Source organism: Rosistilla carotiformis (assembly GCF_007753095.1).
Classification (GTDB): domain Bacteria; phylum Planctomycetota; class Planctomycetia; order Pirellulales; family Pirellulaceae; genus Rosistilla; species Rosistilla carotiformis.
In genome coordinates, this window is record NZ_CP036348.1 from 6,553,883 (window position 1) to 6,579,431 (window position 25,549).

Annotated in this window: 1 protein-coding gene; it reads right to left on the reverse strand. The window is 57.8% G+C overall.

The features are described from left to right. Entirely contained in the window at positions 1-25,533 is a 25,533-nt protein-coding gene (locus Poly24_RS23840; RefSeq protein WP_145101587.1) for a tandem-95 repeat protein, read from the reverse strand. Positions 25,534-25,549 lie beyond the last annotated feature (16 nt).

Genomic DNA, 25,549 nt, shown 5'->3' on the forward strand with positions numbered 1-25,549 from the left:
TTAGAGTCCAAATTCACTGAAGAACTGATCCAGCGAATCGTCCGATTCCTCGTCGTCGTCCTTCTCGTCGTCGATCAAATCCAGAGCGATCTGACCCAAGATTTCGTCGAAACCAACTTCGGAACCGCTGACGACCGAATCCTCTTCCATCGACAGCACGGCCGAATCCTCCGGCAATTCATCGGTCTCGGTCAACAACGTCCCGCTGGCGACAATCGGTGCCGATGAGGGAAGTGCCCACGTTTGTTCCGCCTCACCCACAGCCGACGATCGGCGATTCAAGTAGTTCAGAATCACCAACGCATCCAGCGGTTGAACGACGCCGTTTCCATTGACATCGACCCACGGTCCCTTGACGGGATCAAAGAAGCCCTCGCTGCTCAGCACTGCAACGTCGGTACTCGTTTGGCGATTCAAATGGTTCAGGATGACGAGCGCATCGATCGCAGAAACGTAGCCACTGGCGTTAACGTCAGTGACGCTCATCGCATTTTGTCCCAAACTGGCCGCAATCGGAATCGTGACCAAGATCGGATCCGACGCGAATCCCGAAGCATCTCGAATCGTAAACAGGAACGAATCGACACCGCTAAATCCAGCAGGGCTGCGGTAACTTATCTCTCCTGTATTGTGGTCGACCGAAACCGATCCACCATTGGCCGTCGCGACCGCCCCTGGGATAGCAGGGTCCGCAGATCCGAAGACGTAGATGCTGGCAGGATCAAGCGTGAGCCCACCGTTGATGCCCGCATCGGTAACCGGATTCAGCGTCAGGCTGCCACCCGAGACGATTTGGCTAGCAACGATCGTGTCGATATGAGGCGTCGCGGTGACCTCCAGATAAACCGTTGCCGCTGACGAGCGGAAGCCCTGTTCATCTTCAACCGTATAGGTGAACTGATCGGATCCCAAATAGCCGTCGACGGGCGTGTAGCGAATCTCGCCATTGGACTGAATCACCACGGTACCGTGCGCTGGCTGAGTCGCCTGAACTCGGTCGGCGGCGATCTGACCATCGACATCGAAATCGTTGTCCAGAACATCCAGATCGGTGGTTCGATTGGCGGCCACAGCAACCGGGGTCGTCAACGTTCCATCGGAGACGGCCGTCGGACGATCGTTGACGCCAGTAATTTGTACGCGAATCGTCGCCGCATTGCTGGGCAAGCCGAGGAAGCTTTGATCCCCCGCGGGATCATCGATCGCCCGGTAGACAAATGAATCGGTCAAAACACCGTTGGTTGTCAAAGCATCGATTTGCGTCGACGTCGACGGGTCGTATTGAATTGATCCATCGGGCAACAACGTGACCGTCGCCCCCAGCGAGGTCGTGGTCACGACCAAACCGTTGCTGCCGAAGTCGAGCACGCGCGTGTCGTTACCATCGGAATCGGTCACCAATAAACCGGCCGTTCCCGCAGGTCCTGCGATTCCCGAGATCACCAACAGCGTCGACGGATCTTCGCTGGTCGTGTAGGTCTGCCCAGCGGGTGGTCCCGGGAATGCGACGGGAGCGTCGTTGACCGGGGAGATGTTGATCGCCAACGTCTGATCGATCGAGCGATTCACGTTGGGTGCCTGACTGAGTCCGTTGTCCGTTGCATACACATGGACCAAGATCGGGGCAGTGGGCAGCGTCGAAACAAACGGCTTGGCGGTAAACCGCAGATTGCCGTTGGCATCCAACGTCGGGGCGACCGAGAACAGGCTGGCCTGAGTCGGATCGACGAGTCGCAAATGCAGCGTCGCAACCTGATTGCTGTTAACTTCATCTTGAGGTCCGACCGAAATCGTTGCCGGATCAATCACCTGCTGATTGAACGGTCCCGAGCTTTCCGCGACCGTGACCTGGGCGATTTGCGGCGTCCCCGGATCGGCTGGCGTCTCGGTGACGGCTGCCGTGAAACCGAAGGTCGGAGCATCGTTGACAGCCCCCACGGTGATCGTAAACCGTTCCTTCGGATCACCCACACCGGGATACGATGCAGGAGGTGTTTGATCGTCACTTCCAACGATATCAAGAACCGCCTTGCCGTTCGCGTTTGCCTTCAGCTTCAATCGCAGCGTTCCATCGGAATCGATTCCGTACGGCGCGGCAAACTGATTCGTAGGAACATCATTGACGTCGAGCACGAAGTTCGCGTCATCGAAGATCGAATCCGCAGGCACCAGCGCTTCGCCCAACACCTGGGTCACGGTGAAGGTCACCTGCTGATTCGCTTCGTCTTGAGCCGTATCTGGTCCGCCCCGAACACCGACAACAAAATCAACGACCAGAATGTCGCCGGTTATCGGATCGTAAGCAAAATCAGCCCCTGAGACGCTTTGGTCCTCGCGGAAGATCTTGTCCGAACCGATGAAGAACTCAGGCGGATCATTGATGGCTTCGATTGCCAGCGAGATCGTTCCCACACTGCGACGTTGCGCGTTGGCATCTCGTGTTGGCATCGCCGTATCGGCCGTCTTGCCACCGGCAAAATAATAGGTCGAGCCGTCATCTTGGATGACGTAATTGAAGGAGTCCCGCAATCCCGCCGAAGAGTTGAATTCCGTCGGCGGCGTGTAGAGCAAACGCGGCGGATTGGACAACGTGTCGATGCGAACCGTACCGCCTCGTAGCGTTGTGATCGGCCCTACATTTGCCACTCCATTGACACTGTTCCCAACCCCGTAAAGGCTCAACGTTTGCGAGGCCGCTTCGCCGACATAGTAGATGTTATCAGGGCCAAGATTCTCGCCCGGCCCAGCAGAATCCAAACTTGCCGACATCGAGTCACCATCGACCAATCCCACCAAGGAAACAAACAAATCGCTCGCGTTGATCGGTTGATCGATGCTCCCCTCGCTGACCGTAATCGGATCGATATGCAGTCGGGCTTGCGGATTATCATTCACAGGCCAGATATCAACAGCGATCGTCCCCGTAGAGGTTTTCGGATCTGCCATCGGTCCAAACGGCGCCATCGTTTGGTTGATCGACCGATAGCTGACACCGTTATCCTGCACCGTGTATTCCACCAAGATCGGCGGTGCCACACGCACGCCCGTTTCGGACATCGTGTAATAATTTGTCGGTGCCAGCACGCGAATCGATCGATCCGATTGATTGTAGGTGATCGTCGTCCCGGCAAGCACGCTGGCATCGATCGCTTGATAGAGCCCATCGTTTGCGCCCGCCGCTGCGGCGGTGGTGCCAAACGCGGCGCGTGTGATCTGCGCGGTGATCTCCGGCACGCCCAACGTCCCACCACTGACCGACGTGACTTCGATGATCTCTCCACCCAGCTTGTAATAGCCCAGCGGCGGCTTCTGATCGAAGGTCGCCGAGGTTGCCAATTCGGTCAACGGAGCGGTCAGTTTGGCGATCTCCCGATTCAACGGAACCGAGGCCGCACCCGCCAACGTCAATCCCGCCGTCGATTGACCAGGAATGTTCCCGGCCACGGCTCGGTCTTCCAACTTACCCGCATCGGCCAGATCGCTGCTGTCAAACGGATCCCAGCGGTCGTTGCCTGTCAACAAGTTCGGGAAGATCGTCGCGACCTGGTCTTCGATGATGTGAATGCGATCATCGGTTGCCGCAGGGGCATCGTTGACCGGACGGACGGTGACATCGACGCGGAACGTCGAATAGCTGGCTGCCGCATCGGGATGCGAATCGCGGAGCGTCAGTATCAAGTAGTCGTCTTCACCGAAATAATCGGCCGGGGCAGAGTATTCCAGATCGTAGTCGCCATTGGCCTTGCGGGCACTCAGAGTCAAGACGCCGCCAAGGTTGGATGCCATCGACATCGAGCCATCGCCGTTTAATGTCCCGCCATCGAAGGAGAGTGCAAACCCGCTGTCAGGATTGTTCGGATCAAACGGAATGGTTGGTTCACCATTCGGACCGCTGCTGACTTGAGCCAACGCCAACACGTTCTGAACGATGCGCGGCTGGGCTGAATCCTCCAAGGCGTCGAATCGGAATGGTGTCCCGACCGGTGCATCGTTCTGCGGTAGCACTTGGATTACAACCGTGCCGGTTCCCGTGCGTGGGGCGGCAGCACCGTTATTCTGAACATCATTGATGTCCAAGGTGGCCGTTGAATTCGCACCCCCGATCGAGAACGTCCAGCCGTCATCGAAGAAGCTGTACGTGAACGAATCGGTATCGGCGGCATTGACGCTGAAGAAATCGTCTTGCGGGATGAAGGTGATCTCGTTCAGGCCGGTGGTTGTGTTGAGTTCCACCTTCACCGTGTTACCACGCGCGGTTGTGTATTCACCCGTCGGCACCAGAGCCAACGTTTGCGTGAGCATTCCGTTGTCCGCGGCGGTGTAGATTCCGTCGGGTCCCACGTCTTCCAACGTTCCCGCCGAAGCTTGATCGGCCGCCGCCGGAGGTGCGTTGAGGGTCAGGTCGCTGATATCGATAAACAGCTCGTCCTGCGTGATCACTCGTGGCGTCTCTTCGACTGCGTCGCGAATCTCGACGGTGGTACCGATCGGAGCATCGTTGACGGGCCAGACGTTAACGGTGACCGTCCCCCAGCCCAGTTGCGAATCTTCGATCGGGGCCCCCAACGGGGTCTCGGGGTTACCGTCGTCGACATACGTGGTTCCGGTATCACGGAATTCATAACGGAAAACAAATGGGGCGTGAATTTCATTCCCATCGCGATCGCGTGTGTACATGTCCTGCGGTGCCCGCACCTGAACCGTCGTTCCATCCCAGACGACCGAAACCTGATTGCTCGGAGTGGCCGGCAGCGGGTTGCCGTGGATGTCGGTGAACTGCCCCGTCAACGAAAGCGTCGTCGGATCGAAGGCTCCGCCCACGAGATTCGCATTGTTGACGATGTGCATCACACCGGCGTTATCTGGTGACACGACGGTGTCTTCCGGCGGCGCGATCCCCGTGCGAGGGTCTTGCCGTGGGAATGCGTCAGGCAGATCGTTATTCAATAGGAACTGGGCATCAAACGATGCGACGGTGTCCTCAAGAATGTGAATGCTGTCTTCAACCCCCAACGGTGCACTGTTGACCGGATAGACATAGATCCGCGTCTGGAACGGAACATCGTTGATGCGATTGCCGAGGCTATTTTTTTCAAACAACGTCAGGTCGACGGTATCGATTCCGAAGAAGCCGGCTGCCGGAGTGTAGACAACGTCGTAGTCTCCGTTGGCGTTCCTCGATCCCAGCGTCAGCGTACCTCCCTGGCTTGTTGCCAACGTCCCTACGGTGTCGTCCAAGAAGAGTGCATCGCTTTCGCGAATCGGATTGTCCAGAGAATCCAGAATCGGGTTGCCCGCGGCGTCGACAGCGATCGGTCCCGATTCGGCACCGACGTAGTTCTTCACAAAATCAGCAAAGGTGACTGGCGAGCTGCTTTCGACCACGGCCCCATCGACGATCACTTGGATCGCTTCGCCCGCGTCGGGGTACTGGGTCGCGGGATCGTTATCGTCGTCGATCTCATCGGGAATGACCGGTGCGTCGTTGACCCCCGTTACGTTCACCGCGATCGAACCGTTGGGCATCGCTCGCAGCGAAGTCGGCATGTTGACGATCGTTCCGTCGGGCAGACGGACATGGTTAACTGGAGACGACAAACCTGCTGCCGAAGCGACAAGCCCGTCCGCCATCACATAGCCGACAACCGATTCAGCTCCCAGGGCACCTGGAATCCGCAGCGTATGCGGATCGAGGTAGTCGACAAAGAAGTTGAAATCACCGAGGACACCGTTCAATTCCGCAACGATCGCCGCGACGATCTCCTGCCCGGTCGCGGTGGCAAGGACTTCCACGTCGTAGTCGCTGGCAGTTCCATCCGCCATCGTATCGAGACCGATCGTGATCACATTGCCGGCCAAATCGGTTAGCGTGATCTGATCATCGTCGCTGACACCAACGGCTGCGTTGGTACCATCGCCGAACGTAACCTTCACCGCTTCGTAGTCTTCAACAAGGTATTCGATCAGATCGGGTTCGCCGCCATCGGTAAAGAAGTTCGCAGCGGGAGTGTAGGTGATCGTTTGAGTGATCGGGTCGAATTCAACCGTCGCACCATAAAGGGTCGGACTGATTACCCCCACAACCCGAACGCCTTGATCGCCGGTTTCATCGATCGCCAAACTGCCGCCGGAGGCGTCGCGACGAGGTCCTGGTTCGTCGACGGCATAGAGACCACCGGTTCCCGCGTTCGTCTGGTTCTGAATCAACAGATCGCGGACATCGATCGTAAACGAACCATCTTCGACGACGGTGTAGTCGCGAGCTCGATGGTTGTCCGACAGATCGGTCAACGGATCGTCGTTGACCTTGTTGAAGTTCAGTTCGATCGTTCCTGTCGATTCGTTCTCCGAGAGCGGATCGCTTGGATGCGTCCCCGGGACGTAATTGACGGGAACCGTCGTGCCGGGCAACGTGATCTCGGTAATGTCGCCATCGAAATCGCGATGCAACAGCGTCACATCGACAGGAATCACATCGGATCCCGCCGGCAGATCGAACTCGCTGGTACCAAACAAGGCTCGCGTGATGTTGTAGACATTCGACGTCCCTACCCGACCGGTCACGCGAACGAATTCGTCGCCGATCAGATATTCAGCATTAACATCCAACGGCATCGCGCTGTTGACCACCATCGTCGCTGCGCCGGCCAACAAAGGTTGCGACAAGACACCATCGCGAAGCTCCACCGAAGGACTGGTGGGGGCGTTGTCGTATTGGATGATCACCGTCGTCGCATCTTTGCCCACGGTGCCATTGGCCAGCACGGTGGCATCGTTCAGAATCCGCGTGCCGTCGGCAAGGACCTGCGTTCCATCGGCAAGGATCTCGTGGAAGTCACGCAGCGTATAGGTGAACTGCGCCAAACCGACGCTGTTCTCTTGCGGCACGATCCGGATCGCGTCCTCGATACGGCCGTCACCGAAGTCGTACATCGGCAAGAAGTTGACGTTCAATTCGACATCGACGTCCGGATTCGCCAGGGGACGGATCCCACTGGCGGCAACAACACGCAGCGTTTGGCCCCCTTCGTTGACAGGCCCTGGCAGATCGCCAATCAACAACGCCGACGCGGGCAGAATCATCTCCAAGCGAGCCGATCCCGGTGCGTCACCGTACAAACCAAGGTTGCGTTGCACGATCGCTTCGAACGTCTCGCCACCAAATTCCAGCGGCAAGGTCGAACGAACAATCTCGGTGCCGAACGTGATCGACACTTGATCGCCATCGTTGTACGTCGTCCCGGTCTCAAAGACGACTTCGATTTGGTTTCGCGACAGCATCGTCACGGTCGGTGCGATCGTGCTGCTGGCATCCAAGACCACATCGGCGAGGCTCTCGTTGGCGTCCAAATTCTCGATCGTGAAGACGTAACGATCGTATTGGCCCGCTCCGAGGACAAGCGAATCTGCGGTAAAATCAAACGTGATCTGCCCGGGATCGAGATCGATCTCGTAGCCCGTTAAAATCGTCAACTCCGGATCGGTCAGATCGTCCGCGATCGTGCTGTTGAAACGACTGAAGACCTCGACGCCACCCGTGGCATCGCTGTTCTCAAATCGCTCGACCACCACCGACTGGCCTAGCAGGGACGCTGGCGTCGGCTGCAGTATGGCAGGGGCAACGGTGGTGCTGATGTCGATCCCCGCCTGATATCCATCGGCGATTGTCATCCCTTCTTCGAACAGTACAACCAAGCCTTTGCCATCGTCGGAGATCGTGACCGTCGGCTGAGCGTTGGCCGATGCGTCGACCGTAAAGCCCGTGATGATCTCATCGGCTGCCAGGCCTTCGAAGCGAAATTCATAGCGATCGAATTGCCCGGCTTGCAGCGTGCCGCGAATCAACGACGGATCGGCGGGAACGGTTGCCAGATCGAAGCGGATCGAATTGGCATCGACATCGATATCGAACAGCGAATCGAATGGTGCGAGTTCCGGTTCGGCAACGTCTCGGTTCGGATCGCCCGGCAACAACAGATCGTTGACGATCGTTACCGCTCCCGGCGTGTTCGCCATGCCAACGCGCGGGTTTCCGCCGACGTCGACCAATTCATAGGTTCGCGAAACCGCGACGCGATCTCCTAGACCTTGAGGGTCGGCAAACCACAACGGTTCCCCGTCGAAGTCTTCCAACACATCGATCCGTGGGATCGCACTGTCGCCGACATCCGACGTTCCGTTGGGACGTGGCAGCGGACGATCGTTGACAGGATCGACAACCAACGTGACCGTCGCCGGACGGCTGGTGCCGTCTTGATGCACGCTGGGGACACCGACCCCACCTTCGGTATTGAGCACGTTGTAATAGAACAACAGCTCGCGACCACCGATGCCTGCGGGATTCGGATTCCCCGCCAACAGCGGCAGGTTGTCGGTGTTGTAGTTCGGCGCTAGATCCAACTCAAAATTTCCGTTGGCAAACACCGTCAGCGTACCGGCGATGTCGCCGAACGAATCTTCAAAGTCGACGAAGGTTGTCGAACCGCCGATCTCGATCGTCTGCTTCCGGCCAGTAAACGGATTGATAACCTCCAGCACGTTCGCGGCGATATCGTTTGCCTTCACGACCAACGGATCACCCGCAGCGTCGCTGGATGGATCGTTCTGATCCTCCGTCAAGCGGAAGAAATCGTTCGCCACGATCGGTGCGTTTCCGCCCAACACGGTGATCTGGTAGTCCTCGACTTCACCACCCACAGCGATGTCGTCGGCCAATAGATTGCCGCCGTTGCTCAAGCGAACGCGCATGTCGGTCAGTCCGCCGATCTTGGCGTTGACCGGCGTCACGATCTGAACGGTGTTGACCCCTTCGAAGACCGGTTGGTTACGGAAGACTTGCTCGCCCGGATCACCGAAGTCGCCATCTTGGTTCCAGTCGATCCAGCCGTCCAACAGTCCCGATGCAAGCACGCCATCGCGCAGTCCATCGACGACGTTGGCCGATACATAAACATCGATCTCCGCAGGGCGGACCTTATTCAAGTCGTAATTAAAGACGGCCCGGTATTCGGGGAAACGGACCCCATCGGCAACGCCGCCATCGGGATCGAGTCCCGCTCCCGGTGCGACCGGCGTGTCCCAATCGGCTTCCCGATCGATGCTATTGCCAAGGATCGCGTAATCGGCTTGCTGTGGCAGGATCACGTGACGCGCTCCGCCAGCAGCGTCGGCGTCCAACGGCGTCAGAGGCGACTCGGCGACATCGGCGTTGCCAAAATCGAAGCCGGGTTCGCCCAGTCCCAATTCTCCATTGCCCAGGATCACGATGAACTTGGTCTCGCCATTGGGGCGATTCGGCTGCAACGAATTGCCGGCCAAATCCTTGATGCCCGAAACGAAGATCGTCGACAGCGATGAACTATCGCCATCGAGTCCCGTCAAATAAACCGCTCCGCCGCTGACCGAAGCCTCAACGTCAAACCGCCCCAACGTCGGAAGTGTCGCAGTCGCGTCGTGGACCTTACTGATCGCACCCACCACTTGCGCCCCCAACGCATCGCTGTCGAACGCCACGCTTGGGATGAACATCACCGGCACGGCCCCGCCCGAAACGCCTTCGGCCAACAACGTTCCCGTCTCCAGGATCGCATAACCATAGGCTTCGTTCAAAATCACACGCGTCGGATCGGCCGCGTCGACCGCGGCATCGGGCAAGCCCAGGATGCTCGAGTTACGAATCGCTGCGGCAACCTTTTGAGCCAACGATTCGGGGGTGTCGTTGTCCAGGAAGATGCGGGTTGCTCCAGGGATGGTGGCGATGCCGCCGCGAACGAACTCGAAAGTTTCCATCTGACCGGCAGGGTTTGCGATTTCGAACGATTGGCCCTGCAGATCGTTCGCTCCCGCGACGCCGCCAATAAACGAATAATCGCCTACCGGAACAGTAATCGACAGCGACTTGGTGACGCCCGGCTGACCGACCACGGTTCCCGAAAGCGTTTGGATATCGAACTGATCCCCTTCGGTTCCACCGATGTAAACGCGGCCCCCTTCGATCGCTTGAGCGCGATCCAATCGCAGATCGGCCGAACGCATCGCATCGGCGATCTTGGTCGCAATCCCATCGCGTCGCACGCCGTCGACCATTTGATCGTCCACCGAATCGCTGGCAAAGACGTAGATTGGGACGTTGCGAGGGCTCAGCTTCACAACGCTCGCACCGGCAACCACATCCGCTTGCGGCGTGCCATAGAAGCCACGCAGGACGGTGATGTCGTTGCCGTCGATCGCGACGATGCGGACAACTTCATTACCGATCTGCAACAGGTCGCCAGGTTCCGCGGCCAAGCGGGCCAAATCGGCGACGGTGAATGTCGATTCAAACCCGGTGATACCTGTCGTGATCGTCGTTGCGGCCGCTGAATTCTGCGCCGTTACAACTGAACTGTCGACGTGATGCACCGCGACCGAATTCAATTGGCCTCGCGCGACCGTCAGTTCGTTGGTCGCGTGATTGACAGCTAGAACCTTCATGTATTCCGCCGACTGGGTCGTCGCCGTCGCGGGCAACAACGCGGCCCCAGCGGCGGCTGCGACAGCAACCGTTCCCAATTGAGCGCGTTCAATGTTGTAGGTCTCTGGCGACCCGCTGACGGTGCCGCTGATTCGCACCACTTCGTCACCGACGTTGTAGTAGCCATTAGTTAGTCCGGCCGCAGCAACCAACGTCGAATCGGTTGCCGACAACGGCTGGGTCAACGCTCCCGCCTGCAGTCCGGTGGTGAAGCCACCAGCGATCATGATGAAGTCGTTTGGCGCGACGTTCAGTGAGGCGACGTCGTCGACTTTCAAAACGGTCTCGTCGTCGCGGAAGAGCCCCGCGGTATCGAGCGTTGCCATCAAACCCGATGGGCTCTTCAAGCCTTCGACCAGATTGAAGGCCGAGAACTCAGCTCCCACGCGAACGCCGCCGGCGGCGGGATGCGAGGTCCCCAGTTGTCCACGATCGACAGTCAAGCGATTGTTCGCGTAATCGATGCTGCGAACCGCCATGACTTCGATCTGATTGGCGGCGAACAATGGAGTCGCCGCAGCAGCGAAGCCTGTCGATTCGATCGCCAGCACACGATAGGTGAAGCTGTCGGTAGCGAAATCGACGAGATCGCCAACCTGGATGATCGAACCGTTCAGTTCGTACAAACCGGCTGGAATTTCGGTATCGACGGTCAACGTCGGATCGGCAGCAGCAAACGACACGGCATCCAGCGGGGTATTCAAAGTCGCCGCGGCCAGATTGCTGGAATGGCCGCCTCGCACGACGACGTAATCGCCAGGCACGATTCCAAGCGCCGTCACATCGGTAACATCGATCGTTGTCTGCGTCGGATCGACGGCCGAGGTCAGCGTCGACAGATGGTCGGCCGTTACCGGCGTGACCGTGGTTCCGTCGACCGCCGGTTCGGATGGTACGGTTCCAAATCGGCCTCGGACCACCGAGATCGGATTGGTCGACGCGTCGCTGACCACGAAGACTTCGTTGTTGATGCGGATGAAATCGCCGTCTGCCAACGCATTGCCGCCAGCGGTGCTAAGACCGTTCAACCGCAGCCCATCGCTGGCGTCAAACGCCGCGACGGGGAAGATGAACGTGCCATCGACAGCTCGCGCGGCCGACGTGCCCAAGACGCCCCGTTCGACCGTCAACGTGTTGCCTGCGATTCCGAGAACCTGAACGATCTCGTGGTTGATCCGCAGATAATCGTTGGGGGCGAGCCCCAGTTGAGCCACGTTGGCAACGGTCAGCGCGGTGCTGATCGATGTAAAGACCTGACCGGCGGGACTTGCGATCGTTGCCACGTCGAGGGCATCGACCAAGTAGACCGGATCGGTATTGGCCGCCGCAGCAGCCGTCGTGGCAAACTGACCACGCACAACTTTCAACGTGTTGCCATCGACCGACCGCACTCGCAACATTTCATTGCCGACATGAATGTAGGTGTTCTGCGGCGGGGTCAGCGCTTGATCGCTGTCGAACTTCGTCTTGATCGCTGTGGCGTCCGAAACGGTCAGCAGCGTCTCGTCGGCATCGAATCCGCTCTTGTCGAGCGCCGATTCGTTGACGGAAACCGGGGTCGCCAGTGCGAACACCGCTCCCGTGTTCTCCACCAACGCACCATGGCCGATGCTGGCCGCAACGGTCCCCAATTGGCCCCGTTCGACAGTCGCGGTGTTTGCCGAGACACCGACAACGCGGACCAATTCGTCGCCAATTTTCAGCAACGCATTGGGCAGGATTCCGGACGCATTGAAGAGAGGCAACGAAGTGCTGGTAGCGGACAAACCATTGGCCGCATCGATCGCTGTCGCATTTCCTTCGGTCAATCGGATCGTCGTTCCACCGACTTCGGTCAAGGTTTTGATCTCAAACGTCTTGGAAACGCCGGTCGTCCCTTCGTAGTCCCCCGCGTCCAAGTAGGAGAACGTCTGGCCATCGGCCACCGTGTCGGCCGAACCGGAGATCGCCAAGCCGGTCGCCAGTGTCACGATCTGACCTGCGGTCGCCCCCAATTGCACGCCCCCATCGACAACGACCGGTGACAATTGAAGATCGACGCTGACCTGTCCCTGCAACGCAACCATGATCGCGTCGCGTACGTTGGTCGCCGAATCGCCATTGGCGACGATCACGGGAATGCGGCCCCCGTTTCGAACCGCATCCGCGCCGCTGGCATCGACAAATTCGAAGACGCGCACCGGACCGGCGGGCAGCGCGATCGAGAACTGGTCGCCCAGTCCGATCCCACTGGTGGTGATCCCCGAAAGCACGTTCAAGACCAAAGGCTGATTCAGATTCAGAACAAAACCGCTGTCGAATTCAAACACAACCGGCGTGTCGCCATCGGACAACGTGAACGTGTCGCCATCGGTTTGAACGACGCCCGATCCGAATTCGTAGAGATTGGCATCCTGGTTCAACAGAATGATTTCGTAAACGGCATCGGGACGCCAGATTCCGGCGGTGGGAGTCAGCGAGATCTGACGGCTGGTCTTGCTGTAACCAAACGTGTAGTCCTTCCCTTCGACCAGCGTTCGGCCATTCTCGCGGACGATCACCGACAACGCCGAGATCGTCGAAGCATCGGGACCGATTTGATTGAATTCGCTCAACTGCACGCGGAACGACGACAGCACGCCGCTTTCCCGCGTATCGCGGAAGACCGAATTGGCACGCGCGTCGCCGTCGATCAACACGCCCTGGGATTGTTCGCCATCGAACGGCGTCAACAGCTGAGCCAACGGCCCGCTGCGATCGGATCGATCGATCGCTCCGCGATCCTTGATGATCGCTTGACCTTGGCCGGAGCTGTTGTTGACGTACGGGTCGTCTTCTCGCAACTGGCCGACCACGTCCCGATTCGTCACCTTGATCGGACTCTGGCCAATCCCCACCGAATTCTTCGTGGAGACGAACAGCAAACGATCGTTTTGGTTTTCGATACTCTTATCGATGATCGGGCTGCCAAATGCAGGATACAGATTCGGCACACCGCTGGCGGGATCGAATTCGAACATACCAAACAGTCCCGACGCCCCGAGATCCAACGAATCGGGCAGGGATGGATCGCTGACCGTGTCGCCGACGATAAAGACATCGTCCCACTGGATCGCACCACCGATAGAAATTAGATCGGTTTCAGTCGCCGTGCCAGGAACCGATGCCATCGCCCCTTCGTTGACGACCGTCGTTCCCCGAATCACCGTGGTCCCCGCTCCGGCGATGTTAATCCCTGTGGCATTTTCAACAAGCACGTTGTTCAACAACGTTGGACTTGCCCCGTCGTTGACACGGATACCGGTTCCCGGACCGTAAACCGTGTTGTTGACAACGCGAGCAAACGGAGCGGGCGCTCCGAGATTGTTCCCCGCCGTTGTCCCATCGCCACTGATCAAGATGCCGTTGGCATTGCGAATCAACAGATTGTTCTGAACCACCGCGCCAGGGACCAAGTTGCTGACGTTAAGCGTTGGGAAGTTCTGGACCGCTCCCGGTTTAGGCCGGTCCCCTTCGTTCGGCACCTTCACGCCGTTACCAACATCCCCCGCGTCGACGACGATGCCGGTCGCCGTCGAGAAGCTGATCGTGTTCGAATCGATAACAAACTGCCCTTGATCGCGATGCAGATTGCGATCGCCGTTGTCTTCGCCACGTCCGTTGTTACGACCGGTGACAACGGGATTTAATACCGGCGTCCGCTTGCCATCGATTGCGACTATCAGTTGATAATCGTCGGTCGGATCGAGCCGGAAGCGGCTGAATGGCGAAACTGCCCCAGGTACTCCGCTCAAGTCAAGCAAGTCGGAAAAGCTTGGTAGGTTTGTCGGATCCAGGAACAACGGCAAATCAGCGTCGGAGATCTTTCCGACGACGATTTGGTATTCGCCTGGGGTGTCGAGGGTATGTTCCACGAATGCTGGGTAACCGAGGAAGCTAGCCCCGAGCAGAGTCGCGTTGGTGATATCGGAAAGATCGACCAACGCGATGATGCTGTTGAAGGTCGGGTCGGGCATCTCGATATTGACCGTCGTAGCGGGCTCGTCAACAGTGAACCGATAGTGATCAGCGCGTGCCGCGGTGTTGCCCTTACCATCAATCGTGATTAGAGGACGAACTTGGCCATCGGGAGCAGTTGCCAGTTCGTAGAGTTCGCCGTCGAGACTTTGCGCTGCCGACGTGTACGCGAGCGTGAATGCGGGAAAAGTAAAACTAATGTCACCAAATCGGGCGTCTGCATCAGCAACCATTGTTGGCGCCCCAAACGCCGATCCACCGAAATTGTCGGTCGCCGCGTAGCCGTGCAAGACGATGGTGGTGTCGCTGGAGTCCTTGAGTTGGCCGCCGCTGGAGGTCGCTTCGATCCCCAGCACGGCGCGGACCGAACTGCGATTGATCGCATCGCGGATCGCATCAGCGATCTCTCCCGCGCTGCTGTTGATGCGGTACTCGACTTCGACATTGCCGGGATCGATTCCGGAAGTCGGTGCACCGAGCGTGACGTCGTTGAATTCAAAGGTTAGCGTTTCGTAACCGTTGGAAAGGTTAAAGGTATCGCCGTCGACGACATGCGCCCCGCCGTTACCGATCTCGATATTAAAGCCTTCGGCCAAGCGGTCGTTGATATCGAAGCGTTCTCCCTTGCCCACCTGGAACCCGGTTCCCGCGGGATCCGACAGATACTCGCGCCCCAATCGGACTTCCAATTGGTACGGGCCCTCGGGAACATCGAGGGCGACGGGAGCAACACCGCCGGTCGTACTGTAGGCCAGCGCTTCATGATAAGGATTGTCGACCAACCCCGAACCGCTGCCGCCGGTCGCCGATTCGCCCCGTTCCGCCAGACCGATGACGATGTCGTCCAAGTAGACCCCCACCGATGCATTCAGTAGACCGCGCGAACGTTCCCCCGCTCGCAACAGTTCCGAAACGGAATCGGTCCCGCCGGTGTAGACGCCAAAATCGGATCCCGGAAGCGTCGTGTTGCCAGCATGTTCGCCACCGATCAATGCCATTGGCTTGTAGATCGGCGCAACGCCGCCGACCGACACGTTCGATGAATCCTGTGTGACCAAAGCGTCGTAGAAGCGGATGGCATTGGACGTCGCGATCGCGGGGAAACTCTCCAACATGGCCTGCGATGTCGCATCCGGATTGATTGTCGCAGCCAGTTCCGCTTGCGTCACGGCTAATACTTCGGAGGCGCTCATTGTGTAATCGACAGAAATTTCAGTCGATCCTCCCTGAACTCCTGGAGTACCGACGATGTAACTGCTGAGAGCTCCAAATCCGTAAGTCCCCGTCGATGTTTCGTTGCTGAATTGCAACAGCGACGGATCGCTTGGATTGACCAACGCTCCACTCACCGCCGCTGAAATCGTTTCCGCTACCGTCGCGGCGCTGTCGCTGGCAGAAATGTTCCCACCGATCTGCAGCGAGACGATCGTGGAAGCACCACCGTCACGGGTCAGGTTCAGCGTGCCGCCCGCCGCAGCAACTTGAGCTCCCGAAGGCATCCGCACAACAAGTCCAAGGTCGTACTCAAAGGTCTCCGAGTAAGTGGTGCCATCGACCGAACCTGCGACGGTAAACGCTTGCCCATCGACGATTTGATCGGCTGGCAACATCTGCAGATCGGTTTGATCGGGGCGACTTTCACCCGCTGTCGAAAATTCGAAGCGAATCTTGACGTCGCTGTCTCCCGCCCAGGGGCCCAGATCGATCCGGGCTTGGCGGAAGACGTTGTCGTCAAACAACTCTTGGACAAAAACTTGGTTGGCGACATTCGTGTAGCCACCGCTTCCGACCGGATCGTATTCATGCACGTTGCCGCGAGAATCATCCCAAACACGATTGTTTAGCGAATCATCCATATTGTTCGTGGCAACCAGCTTCCATTGCTGATCGGCACCCGCGACATAAACGCGAAGCGAATCACGCATCACATCGTCGAGATTTGCCTCGCTAAACGACGATGGGTTGTCGTCGGCGTTGGCATTTTCGGAATCGAGGATGTAATTGAAATAGAGCTTCGGCAGGTCGGCGGCATCGATTCCCGACAGATCGATCGATTCGCCTTGAATGTTTCCATGTGCACCGCCCAGGAAGTTGTAGCCCGAGAAGCCTTGCAGATCCTCGGCGTAAACGGTGCCGATATCATTACCGAGGTGGTTGTAGTCTTCGCCGAGGGTATCGAAACCAAATCGCAGGCTACCGCCACCACGAATATCGGGACGATCATCCAACGCATCCATCCCGTGACCAGCCGCCGGTGCACTGCTGGAGAGGTGCCACAGATTCTGGTCCAAGTTGCTGAAGAACAACCCGGCTAGTCCGGTACCATCATTCGCGCCATTCAACGTAGCGCTCTCGGCTCCGTACTGGAAGATGCGTTGAGCAACGCCTCCAGTGGCATCCATCGTAAAAGCGTACAGTTCTCCGCCTGCCGTCACGCCAAAGTACATGTTCTGAACATCGGCGATCCCGTTGACTGGGTTAGTGTAGTTCGCAGGCCCCTTGGTAACCTGTTCGAAGATCAACTTGTTGCCGTCTTCGTCACGAATGAATGCCCCGCCAACCAGGCCATCTAGCAGCAAGTTATTATCCGAGGGACGATATCCCGAAGGCGAGCTCACATCCGCAATCATGTCTGCATTTAAGTCGCCGTTTGCAAAATATGTACCGCTACCATTCTCATCAATTGAAAATTGCCAAACCGCACCTGCATCCGTGAACGCATAGAGGGTCGTTCCGCTGATTGCGGTCACCAACGAATTCACACTACCAGTAACGTCTCCCGCTTCATTTGTTGTCGGGACCTGTATCTGGGCGATAACGTCGGTACCAGCCCAAGGGGCCTCACGCGGCACGTCGATCTCGACGCTACTGTTGTTAGTGAAATTGCTATCCTGGGGATTCGCCGATTGGAAACCGCCTGGCATGTCCGACCCATTGCGAGAAATCGCCTGTCCCGTTGATGGATTTAACAAATAGATCAGGTTGTTTGCGTTTTTCGATCCTGCATTGCCCGAGATCACGTCGGCCGTGTTTGCAGCATTACGTCCGACATTGCTCCCGTCAAACGACCCTCGGTTTGCCAATCCGTACAGGAAGCTGGTTGAGGAATTGCTGTCCTCATAAAATGCGAGGCTACTGAACAACATTCCTTCATTGTCTAGCCGATTAGTGTGATTATTGTTTGCGGCCCCCGTGTCGAAGTACTCATAGGTAGCGATTCCCGTTGTCCCAACGCTGGATAACACACCATCGGCACTAATCGAATAAACGGTGTCGGTATTGGTATCATTCCTTGTTGTCGTATTGCGTTCGATAGCTAGCACTAACCCCGTCGAACGCTGCGCCGCAGCGTTGATCGGGTTGGTATCTTCATCGATGATCGCATCGTGGCGACCTGTGTAGGGATTGAAGATGTTGATCTGAGAGTTATTGCCGTCCTGCACCCCAACGCGGCTGATTCCGATCAATGGGATATCGCCAAAGTGCCAATCGATCACGCTCTCGGGAGTAAAGGCTACCTCTTTGGCGACGGGCAATTGCGCTGGATTCGGATTGGTCGTCTCGAAACGCGCGTCGTCGGTGCTGAAGCGGTCGTCGATGATTCTTACGGTTGGATCCAGTGGCTCCAAGCGGAAGTTTTTGTTTGTCGCGTTTTGCTGCGTGTACTGCTGCATATCGGCCAGCATCTCCGCAGCGGTGCCGACGACGACGGAGTAACTGCCACGGGGCAATTCCAACGGGCCAATGAACGCATCTCGCGTTCCCTGCGATCCGCGCGACAGGTCGGTTTGCGTGGTCGGTTGGCCGGGAACCACCGGGGTGACTTGATCGTCCAGGATGTTCGAATTCGTTCCCAAAGCGACCAAGTTGCCACTTTGATCGAACACATACAACGTGGTATCGGGACGGACTAAGCCATCGGCCCAATCGATATCGAAGACCAACGAGGTGTTGATTCCAGGGACGGTACGTTGCAACGAATCGTGGTCGATCTGGAAGGTATACGTATCCGACGGATTGCTGCTCGCATTCAGATAACCGCCCGCGGAGACCGCACCGCGATCGGTATTGGCAAAGCTGCCGATGTTGATCGTGCTGGTCCCTCCGGGATGCATGATCTCGGCGGCCAGCGGCGAATGCGCGGGGAGACCGATGGCGCTGATGGCGGTGTCAGCGTAACGCAGATCGGAGTAACGGACGACCGAACCGCCTACCTCGTCGGTTTCGCGCAACCGGATCTGCATCTGGTACCCACCCGTCGTCTCGTTCTCTCCACTGACACGGACATAATATTTTTTCGTCGATCCCGTCGTTCCGGGAAGCACGATCCGCAAACCGGCATCGCCCGGATTAACCGAATACAGATCGCGGTAGCTGCCGTCGGCATTGGTCGACGGATCGATGTCCAACCGCATCGGCATCGCATGCCCATCGCGCATCGAAGGATCGACATAGGTCAAATTGCCGGCCGCATCTTCGGTCGCCGAATCGGTGCTGCGAGCCAAGACTTTGCCCGTCCCGTTGCCATCGACCTCGATGATCTCGATCATCGAATTCAGGCGTGGGTCGGTGCTGTCGATATCGATCCAAACCATCGTCCCGGCGACGCCTTCGAACTGATACGTGTCCTGATCCCCGACGTCGGCGATGGCACCGTAGACGGTGTATCCCAAGCGAAGGTTTTCGTCTCCCGATTTCTCATCCTTAGCCAACAGTCCCAATTCTTGATGGCTGCCGATCTGGCCGTTGATATCGCCAAACGCTCCGATCGCCCCTTCGCGTTCGGTGTAGGTGGCGACGTTGCGATCGTGGCTGTAGGGGTCGAAGTTCAAGCCCTGCCAGTTTTCGCTAGCTGGCGACAGGACCGTATCGCGATGGGGCTCGCCCAACGGGGAGAAGCTGGCCCCGACGGTGTCGTCGGCTGTCGATGTGAAGATCACGGGAAAGCCGGGTTGCCCCAAGACCAGCAACCGGCCGCCGATGCGATCGGTGATATCTAACGATCGCCCGGTCGCCAGGATCTGCGCATCGCTGTCCGCTTTGACGACCAACGATTCGGTGCTGCTGCTCTGCAACCGCATTCCGCCGTAGGTGTGGAAGTCGGGGATCTCGATATCGTTCCGCAGCACGTGGACGATATCGGTGTCGTCCCAAACCACTTCGGTCATCAAGACTTCGCCACGTACCAACAGGCCGTTGATGTCGTTAGCGAGCAGTTTGCCATCGCTGTCGGTTCCCAATCCAAACTTGTTCCCACGAATCACAGGGCCCACGTTGGCTGGAGGAACTTCGTAGGCGTCGACGCTGCCGGTCTGCCGCCCGGTATCAAACCGGAAGTTGGCATCCATGGCGTTGACGTTGATCGTGATCGCCGCGCCGTCGTTCGATTGAATCGTATTGCCAACAATCGTTGGCTGCGCCGCGGTGACATGAATGGTCGCGCTGGAATTGGGTGCCAAGTCGCTGCGTCCCCCATCCTGTTGCGATCCAACGCCGTCGGCGTTGTCTTCAAACAGACTGTTCGCAATCCGCGCGTTCGCTTGATGGATCTGGATCACGTTGTAGAACGCGGTACCGCCGTCGGTACCCGTCGTTCCACCGCCGTAGGATAGCTGAGCATGATCGATGCTGAGCCCACTGGTGGGCGAAGCGTAGATACCTGCCCACTCACCCTTGCTTCCTTCGCTGGCCCCGTCGTCATTGGTGTCGAAGCTGCCGCCACGGCCGAAGCGATCGTCGGCGCGACCGGTAAAGATAATCTCGCGGCCCAACACGCCTTCGGCGATCAGATTGGCACCAAATTCCAGCTCGATCCGAGCCCCTTGATTCTTGACGATCGTTCCCGGATCAATCACCAGGCTGGCATCGGTCCGTGGCCGGAACGAAGCGGGCTGGAGCACCGCCGCGGTCGCCGGCGCGGCGGCAAGATTGTCGACGTAATCGAGCGTCGATTTATCGAGCTCTGCGATCAACAAAAATTCCCCGCCACTGGTGGCATCGCGACGATACAGCCGACGTGCAACGAAGTCGCCGGTGGCTGGCGAAATATTGGCCAGCTTCACCGCGCCATCCGCTGCTCCCGGTACCGATTCCGTTGCCGCTACCTGCTGAACAACCGACGGCAGGCTTTCATATCCAAACGCATCGACGTAGGTGTAGCTGTACTCATAGTTCCCGGGCGAGAGATTGCCTCCCGTTTGTGGGATTAGGCCGACGATCGGCGATGCCGCTCGGGTGTGCAACAGCGAGCCACCGGAGTTTCCGTTGACCACAAGGTTCTCGCCCAGCACGTGAACGATATCGGTGTCGTCGAATCGCGCCGCGACCTCCAGTTTCAACAGTTCGTCGCCGGCGGGGGTATCGAGCCGAACAAACAAACCGTTTGTCGAATTCCCCAACAACGTGTTATCCGACACATCCAGACCAATGCGATCGTAATCGGCAACAAAACCGTAACCGATCGATGAACGCTGATACCGCGGCGCGACAAACTCCGAAACCTCGAAGGTGCTCGGATCCGCGGAGATCGCTGCGTTGGAGCTGTCGAGGATCGTGTTGTAAGAGATCTCCGCCCGAGCGGCCGACAGATGAACGGGGTCGATCGTGCGACCTACCGTGGAAACCTGACCACCGCCGTAAGAGATCTGCGCGTGGTTGATGTAATTTCCGAAGATCCCTTCGAATTCCAGATCTCCCTGGCCCTGTTGGCGATCGACGTCGTTGCGAATTTCGATGCCACCCCAGTCGCCGGGGCCAACCGGCCGACTGATATCGCGGTTCGAATTTTGCCCAATCGTGGTGTCGTTGTAACTTGTGAAATAAACGGGATCTTGAGGTGTTCCGAGCACCTTGATCGAACTGCCGCTGCGGTCGTCGCCGTCGTCGCTGCTGCCGACCGAGATCTGGCTGTCCAGGAACTTCATGATCACGCCCGGCTCGATCATCAAGCTGACGCCGCCGGGGAGGATCAGATTGCGACCATCGGCCAAGGTGTCGGTCAACGATTGAACGAAACCGATCTCGTAGGCGAGATTGTCGTCGGTCGTTTGCAAATTGCCGTCGTCACCCGCATCGGGCAACAATCGAACGACCACGTGATCGATCGAATTGGAAGTGTCCTCGATGATCGTTTTGGCAGCATCGAGCGCCGCTGAAATGTTTTGATAGGGATTGCTCGACGAGCCTGGATTCCCCAAGCCTCCATCGAAATCGACCACATCTTGCCCGGTGGGGATCACAAACAACGTCTGCTGCCCGTTGAGATCTTCGATAGGCCGGAACCAGAAGTTATAGTTTCCGCCGGCGATTCCATCGCGATCGCCATCCAATGGACTGCCCGCGCCATCGGTCAAGGTGCTGATCTTGGTGACCAAGGTTCCATCGACCACGTCGACAGCTTCGGTTCCCAGTTGAGCGCGATCCAATTGCAGTTGATTGGCGGCGGGAATTGCAGTCACGCGCGCAACTTCGCTGCCGATACGAACAAGATCACCGACGACAAACAGACTGCCATCGGCAACGGTGACATCCGTTGCCGCGGCGGCAACGGACGCGCCGCCGTTATCCAACGGCGTGCTGGGGTTTGCGTCGGACTTAAAGTCCAATCGCAGATCGTAGTCTCCCTGGCTGACGCCTCCGGCCGATGTGGTTCCAGCGTTGGGATCGAAAAAGTTGTTCCCCTCCGCCGCGACGCCGACGTAATACGTTCCGGGTTGGACCGCGTATTGAATAAACGAATCGGTTCCAAAATAGTCGTCGTTTGATGAGATCAGTTCCAGCCGGGTATTTCCACCCCCGTCGGTCAGCTCTTGGAACAGCGTCAACCGCGTATCCAATAGGCTCGAAAAGCTCATCCGTTCGGCGATCGTTTGCGCTTCCAACGTGCCCGGCCGGTCGACATCGATTCGGTAGAGATCGACATCCAAAGCTTCCTTTTGCAGCAGGTGTTCGCCATGGATCAGATCGGATTCGGCGGGGAACGACCATTCCGAACCGGTGTTAACTCCGGGAGTGGTGGGGTAAGTCCCAGTGGAACCTTGGAATGTCCCCGGCGGCAGATCGTACGAATGCCCGAGCCCCAACACATGGCCAATCTCATGCAATGCAACGTCGAAGAAAGCACCGCCAAACGTATTGGTGGAACTGTCTTGGTAATCGACGTAGTCCATCGTAACCTTACCACCACCCGCCACGCCACCAACGCCGCCGACGCCGCTGACCAACGCGGGATCGTGCAAGCTCAGATCGCTCACCAACAACTGCAATCCCCCGGCCCCCTCAACTTCATAGAAATCGATTCCGTAAGCCTCTCCGTAGATGTCGAGAATCTCGCGAAAGCGTTCTTCCTGCTGGGCGCTCATCTGGTTGTATTGCGGTTGGCCAAGCAGCGTTCCGATCGGAATGTTCCGCATGAACGTATAGGCCATCGTCGAAATCCCGTTGTCGCCATCGCGACTGCCTGGTATGGCGTAGTGATCTTCGCTGCCACCGGGATGCGTAACGTCGATATCGCGATGGCCTGGTTCATTGGCGGCTCCGGGATTATCGGCCATGCGATAGGCGTCGAACGAATTCGCATTGTCGATCTCTTCATTGACAATGATCGACCAATTTCCGTTGGCCGATGGAGCGATAAGCAATGCAGCATCCGCAGCCGACACGCCGGGATCGGTCAAAACACCGCGATTGGTCAAAACAGCCGGACGATCCAAAACCGCAGCGGCCGGTTGGAATTCATCGCCGACGCGGAGTCGCAGATGGGTGCCAAAGCTGGCCAACGAAGCGGCAAAGGTCAACGTGACCTTGCGATCATCGTCGTCGCGCGCGACCGTGGTTGGTGTCACGGGAACATCGTCTTCGGTGCTGACCGTCCCCTTATTGTCGATCAATTGATAGAACGAGGGTTCGTTGATCACCGACCCACTTTGGAATAGATCGAGATCGTCGAAATAGACTTCGATTTGATTCAAATAGTTCGGGTTCGTTGCCGGAGTGCCCGGATGCGGAACAACCGCCGTCACTTTGGCTCCCAATTCCAATTCGAATCCGATGACTTCGCGGGTGGCTGTCGGATTTCCCGGTACCGATTCGGGATAGATCGGTTCGAACGGAACGCCCGACGCGTCGGTCAAATCGGAAGTCACCGACAATTGGTAGAAACCATCGCGCAGATTCTCGGCGAACCGGACGGTCACCTGGCTCCCCTGCACATCGACATACCCAACCGGCACATCGACAAACCCGTTAGCAAAGTCGCCCGTTTCGCTGTACTGAACCGAGATCGCCCCTTCGACCGACGACTGGCGGATCGCGTCGCGGCTGGCAAACGACAGCGTCAATTCGGTCGGTGCAACTTGACGAACATTGGCGACACCCTGGTCGTCCGAATCCAAATCGAACAGATCGCCTCCGTTGGGCGCCACGGCGATCAATTGGGGATGGGTCTGGTTGAAGTTCGGCACCGTGCCGGTGATCATGTATTGACCGAGGCTGCCGTAATCGGTGTAGCCGGTCGGCGAACTACTGGCGGGATTGCCATACCCGATGCCATCGACGCTGACGTAGTAGAAACCGGCGTCGAGCTCGGCCGTCAATGTCTTGCTGAGCCCTGAACCGGTTGCCACGGCGATCTCATTGCCCGCGACATCGTACAACCGCGCATCGATGTTCAAATTGCTGCGGTGCTGCGTCTCGGTGAGACTGGAACCAAAGTCCTCACTATTCTCATAACTAACCGAATAGCTTCCCGCACCGTTGGATGTGTACAGTCGCGCCGCGTACGAATCGAAGTTCAATTCGATCGTTCCCGATCCCGTTTGAAAACCGAAGTAGTCTCGGTCGGTGCGATCGCCAATCACGCCAAACTGCGACGCCACGAGGTCCTCGGTCAACGAACCTCCCGCCACGCTCAGGTTGGTGGCGGTGCCAATCGCATCGCCATGATCATCGGCCCGGAACCCAAAACCATAATTGGTCATCGTCGCCAAGTCGTCCTGGCCCGGGTTGGTCGTATTGTAGTACTCACCCGAATCCCAGGTATCCATCTGACTATAGAACCCAACCCCCATGATCGAGCTCCAGCTGTGCTCGCCGGTGCCGTGCCCGTCATAGTAGTCATCCCCGTCGCCGATCACGCCGTCGTGGGTTAGCCCCAACGAATGCCCCACTTCATGCGAAATGGTTGTCGCCACGGAATTGACGCCTTGATTGAAGACCCAGACCGGCGAGTCGGTGGCACCCTCAAAAGCATATCCGGCACTGAACGTGTGATAACCGGCAACGCCACCACACCCAACGCAAACGCCCGAATCGTTGACAGTCAAGATCGCCCGAATGCCCCATGCATCGTCCCCCGCGCCGGTATTGACCAACGCCGCTTCGCCCGGATCTTCGGTCGTGACATTCACATCGAAGGGGCTAAAGTCTTCAGCCACCCGCTGCCAAAGATCTTGGATCCGCATCAACTCCGTGGTCGAGAATCCAGCCCCGTTATTTTCGGGATCATACGCAGGAGACGTGATCGTCGCACCTCCCGCCCAAAATGATGTTGTCACGGCACCATCGGCATCGATAAAAATCGTGTGCTTTGCGCTCGGATTGCTGTGCAGCCGGAATGTATCGGCCAACGGCGCAAATGCGAGTCCCGCAACGGCGCTGTCCCCTTGAGCAGACAGGGACTGGTAGAAGGCCCGATCGGCGTCGAGCATCGCTTGCGTTTCGAGCAACCCTTCGTCTGCGTAGACCGTGCCTGTTGAATTCGCCACCACGTTGTTCAGCGGGGACGCGGAGACCACGTCATATCCTTGCAGTTCCCCAGATGTCAGCGACGCGTTAAACGCATCGGCGGTGTAAGGACCGTATTGAGTCGAGTGTGCTTCGGTATGCAGTGAGGGGACAAAGGACGTCGGCTCCACCGAAAGCATTTGCCTGGGCTCTAAGATCTCGTTGAGTAGACGACGTTTTTCCAGACGATTTTTGATTCGGGCCTTGATGTCAGTCTTGTTCTTCGATGTCCGCCAAGTCATGCGATTCCGCCCTTGC

Bases quoted from the DNA above. Each gene is read 5' to 3' on its own strand.
- Poly24_RS23840 (WP_145101587.1), bottom strand. From the start codon at position 25,533: ATGACTTGGCGGACATCGAAGAACAAGACTGACATCAAGGCCCGAATC.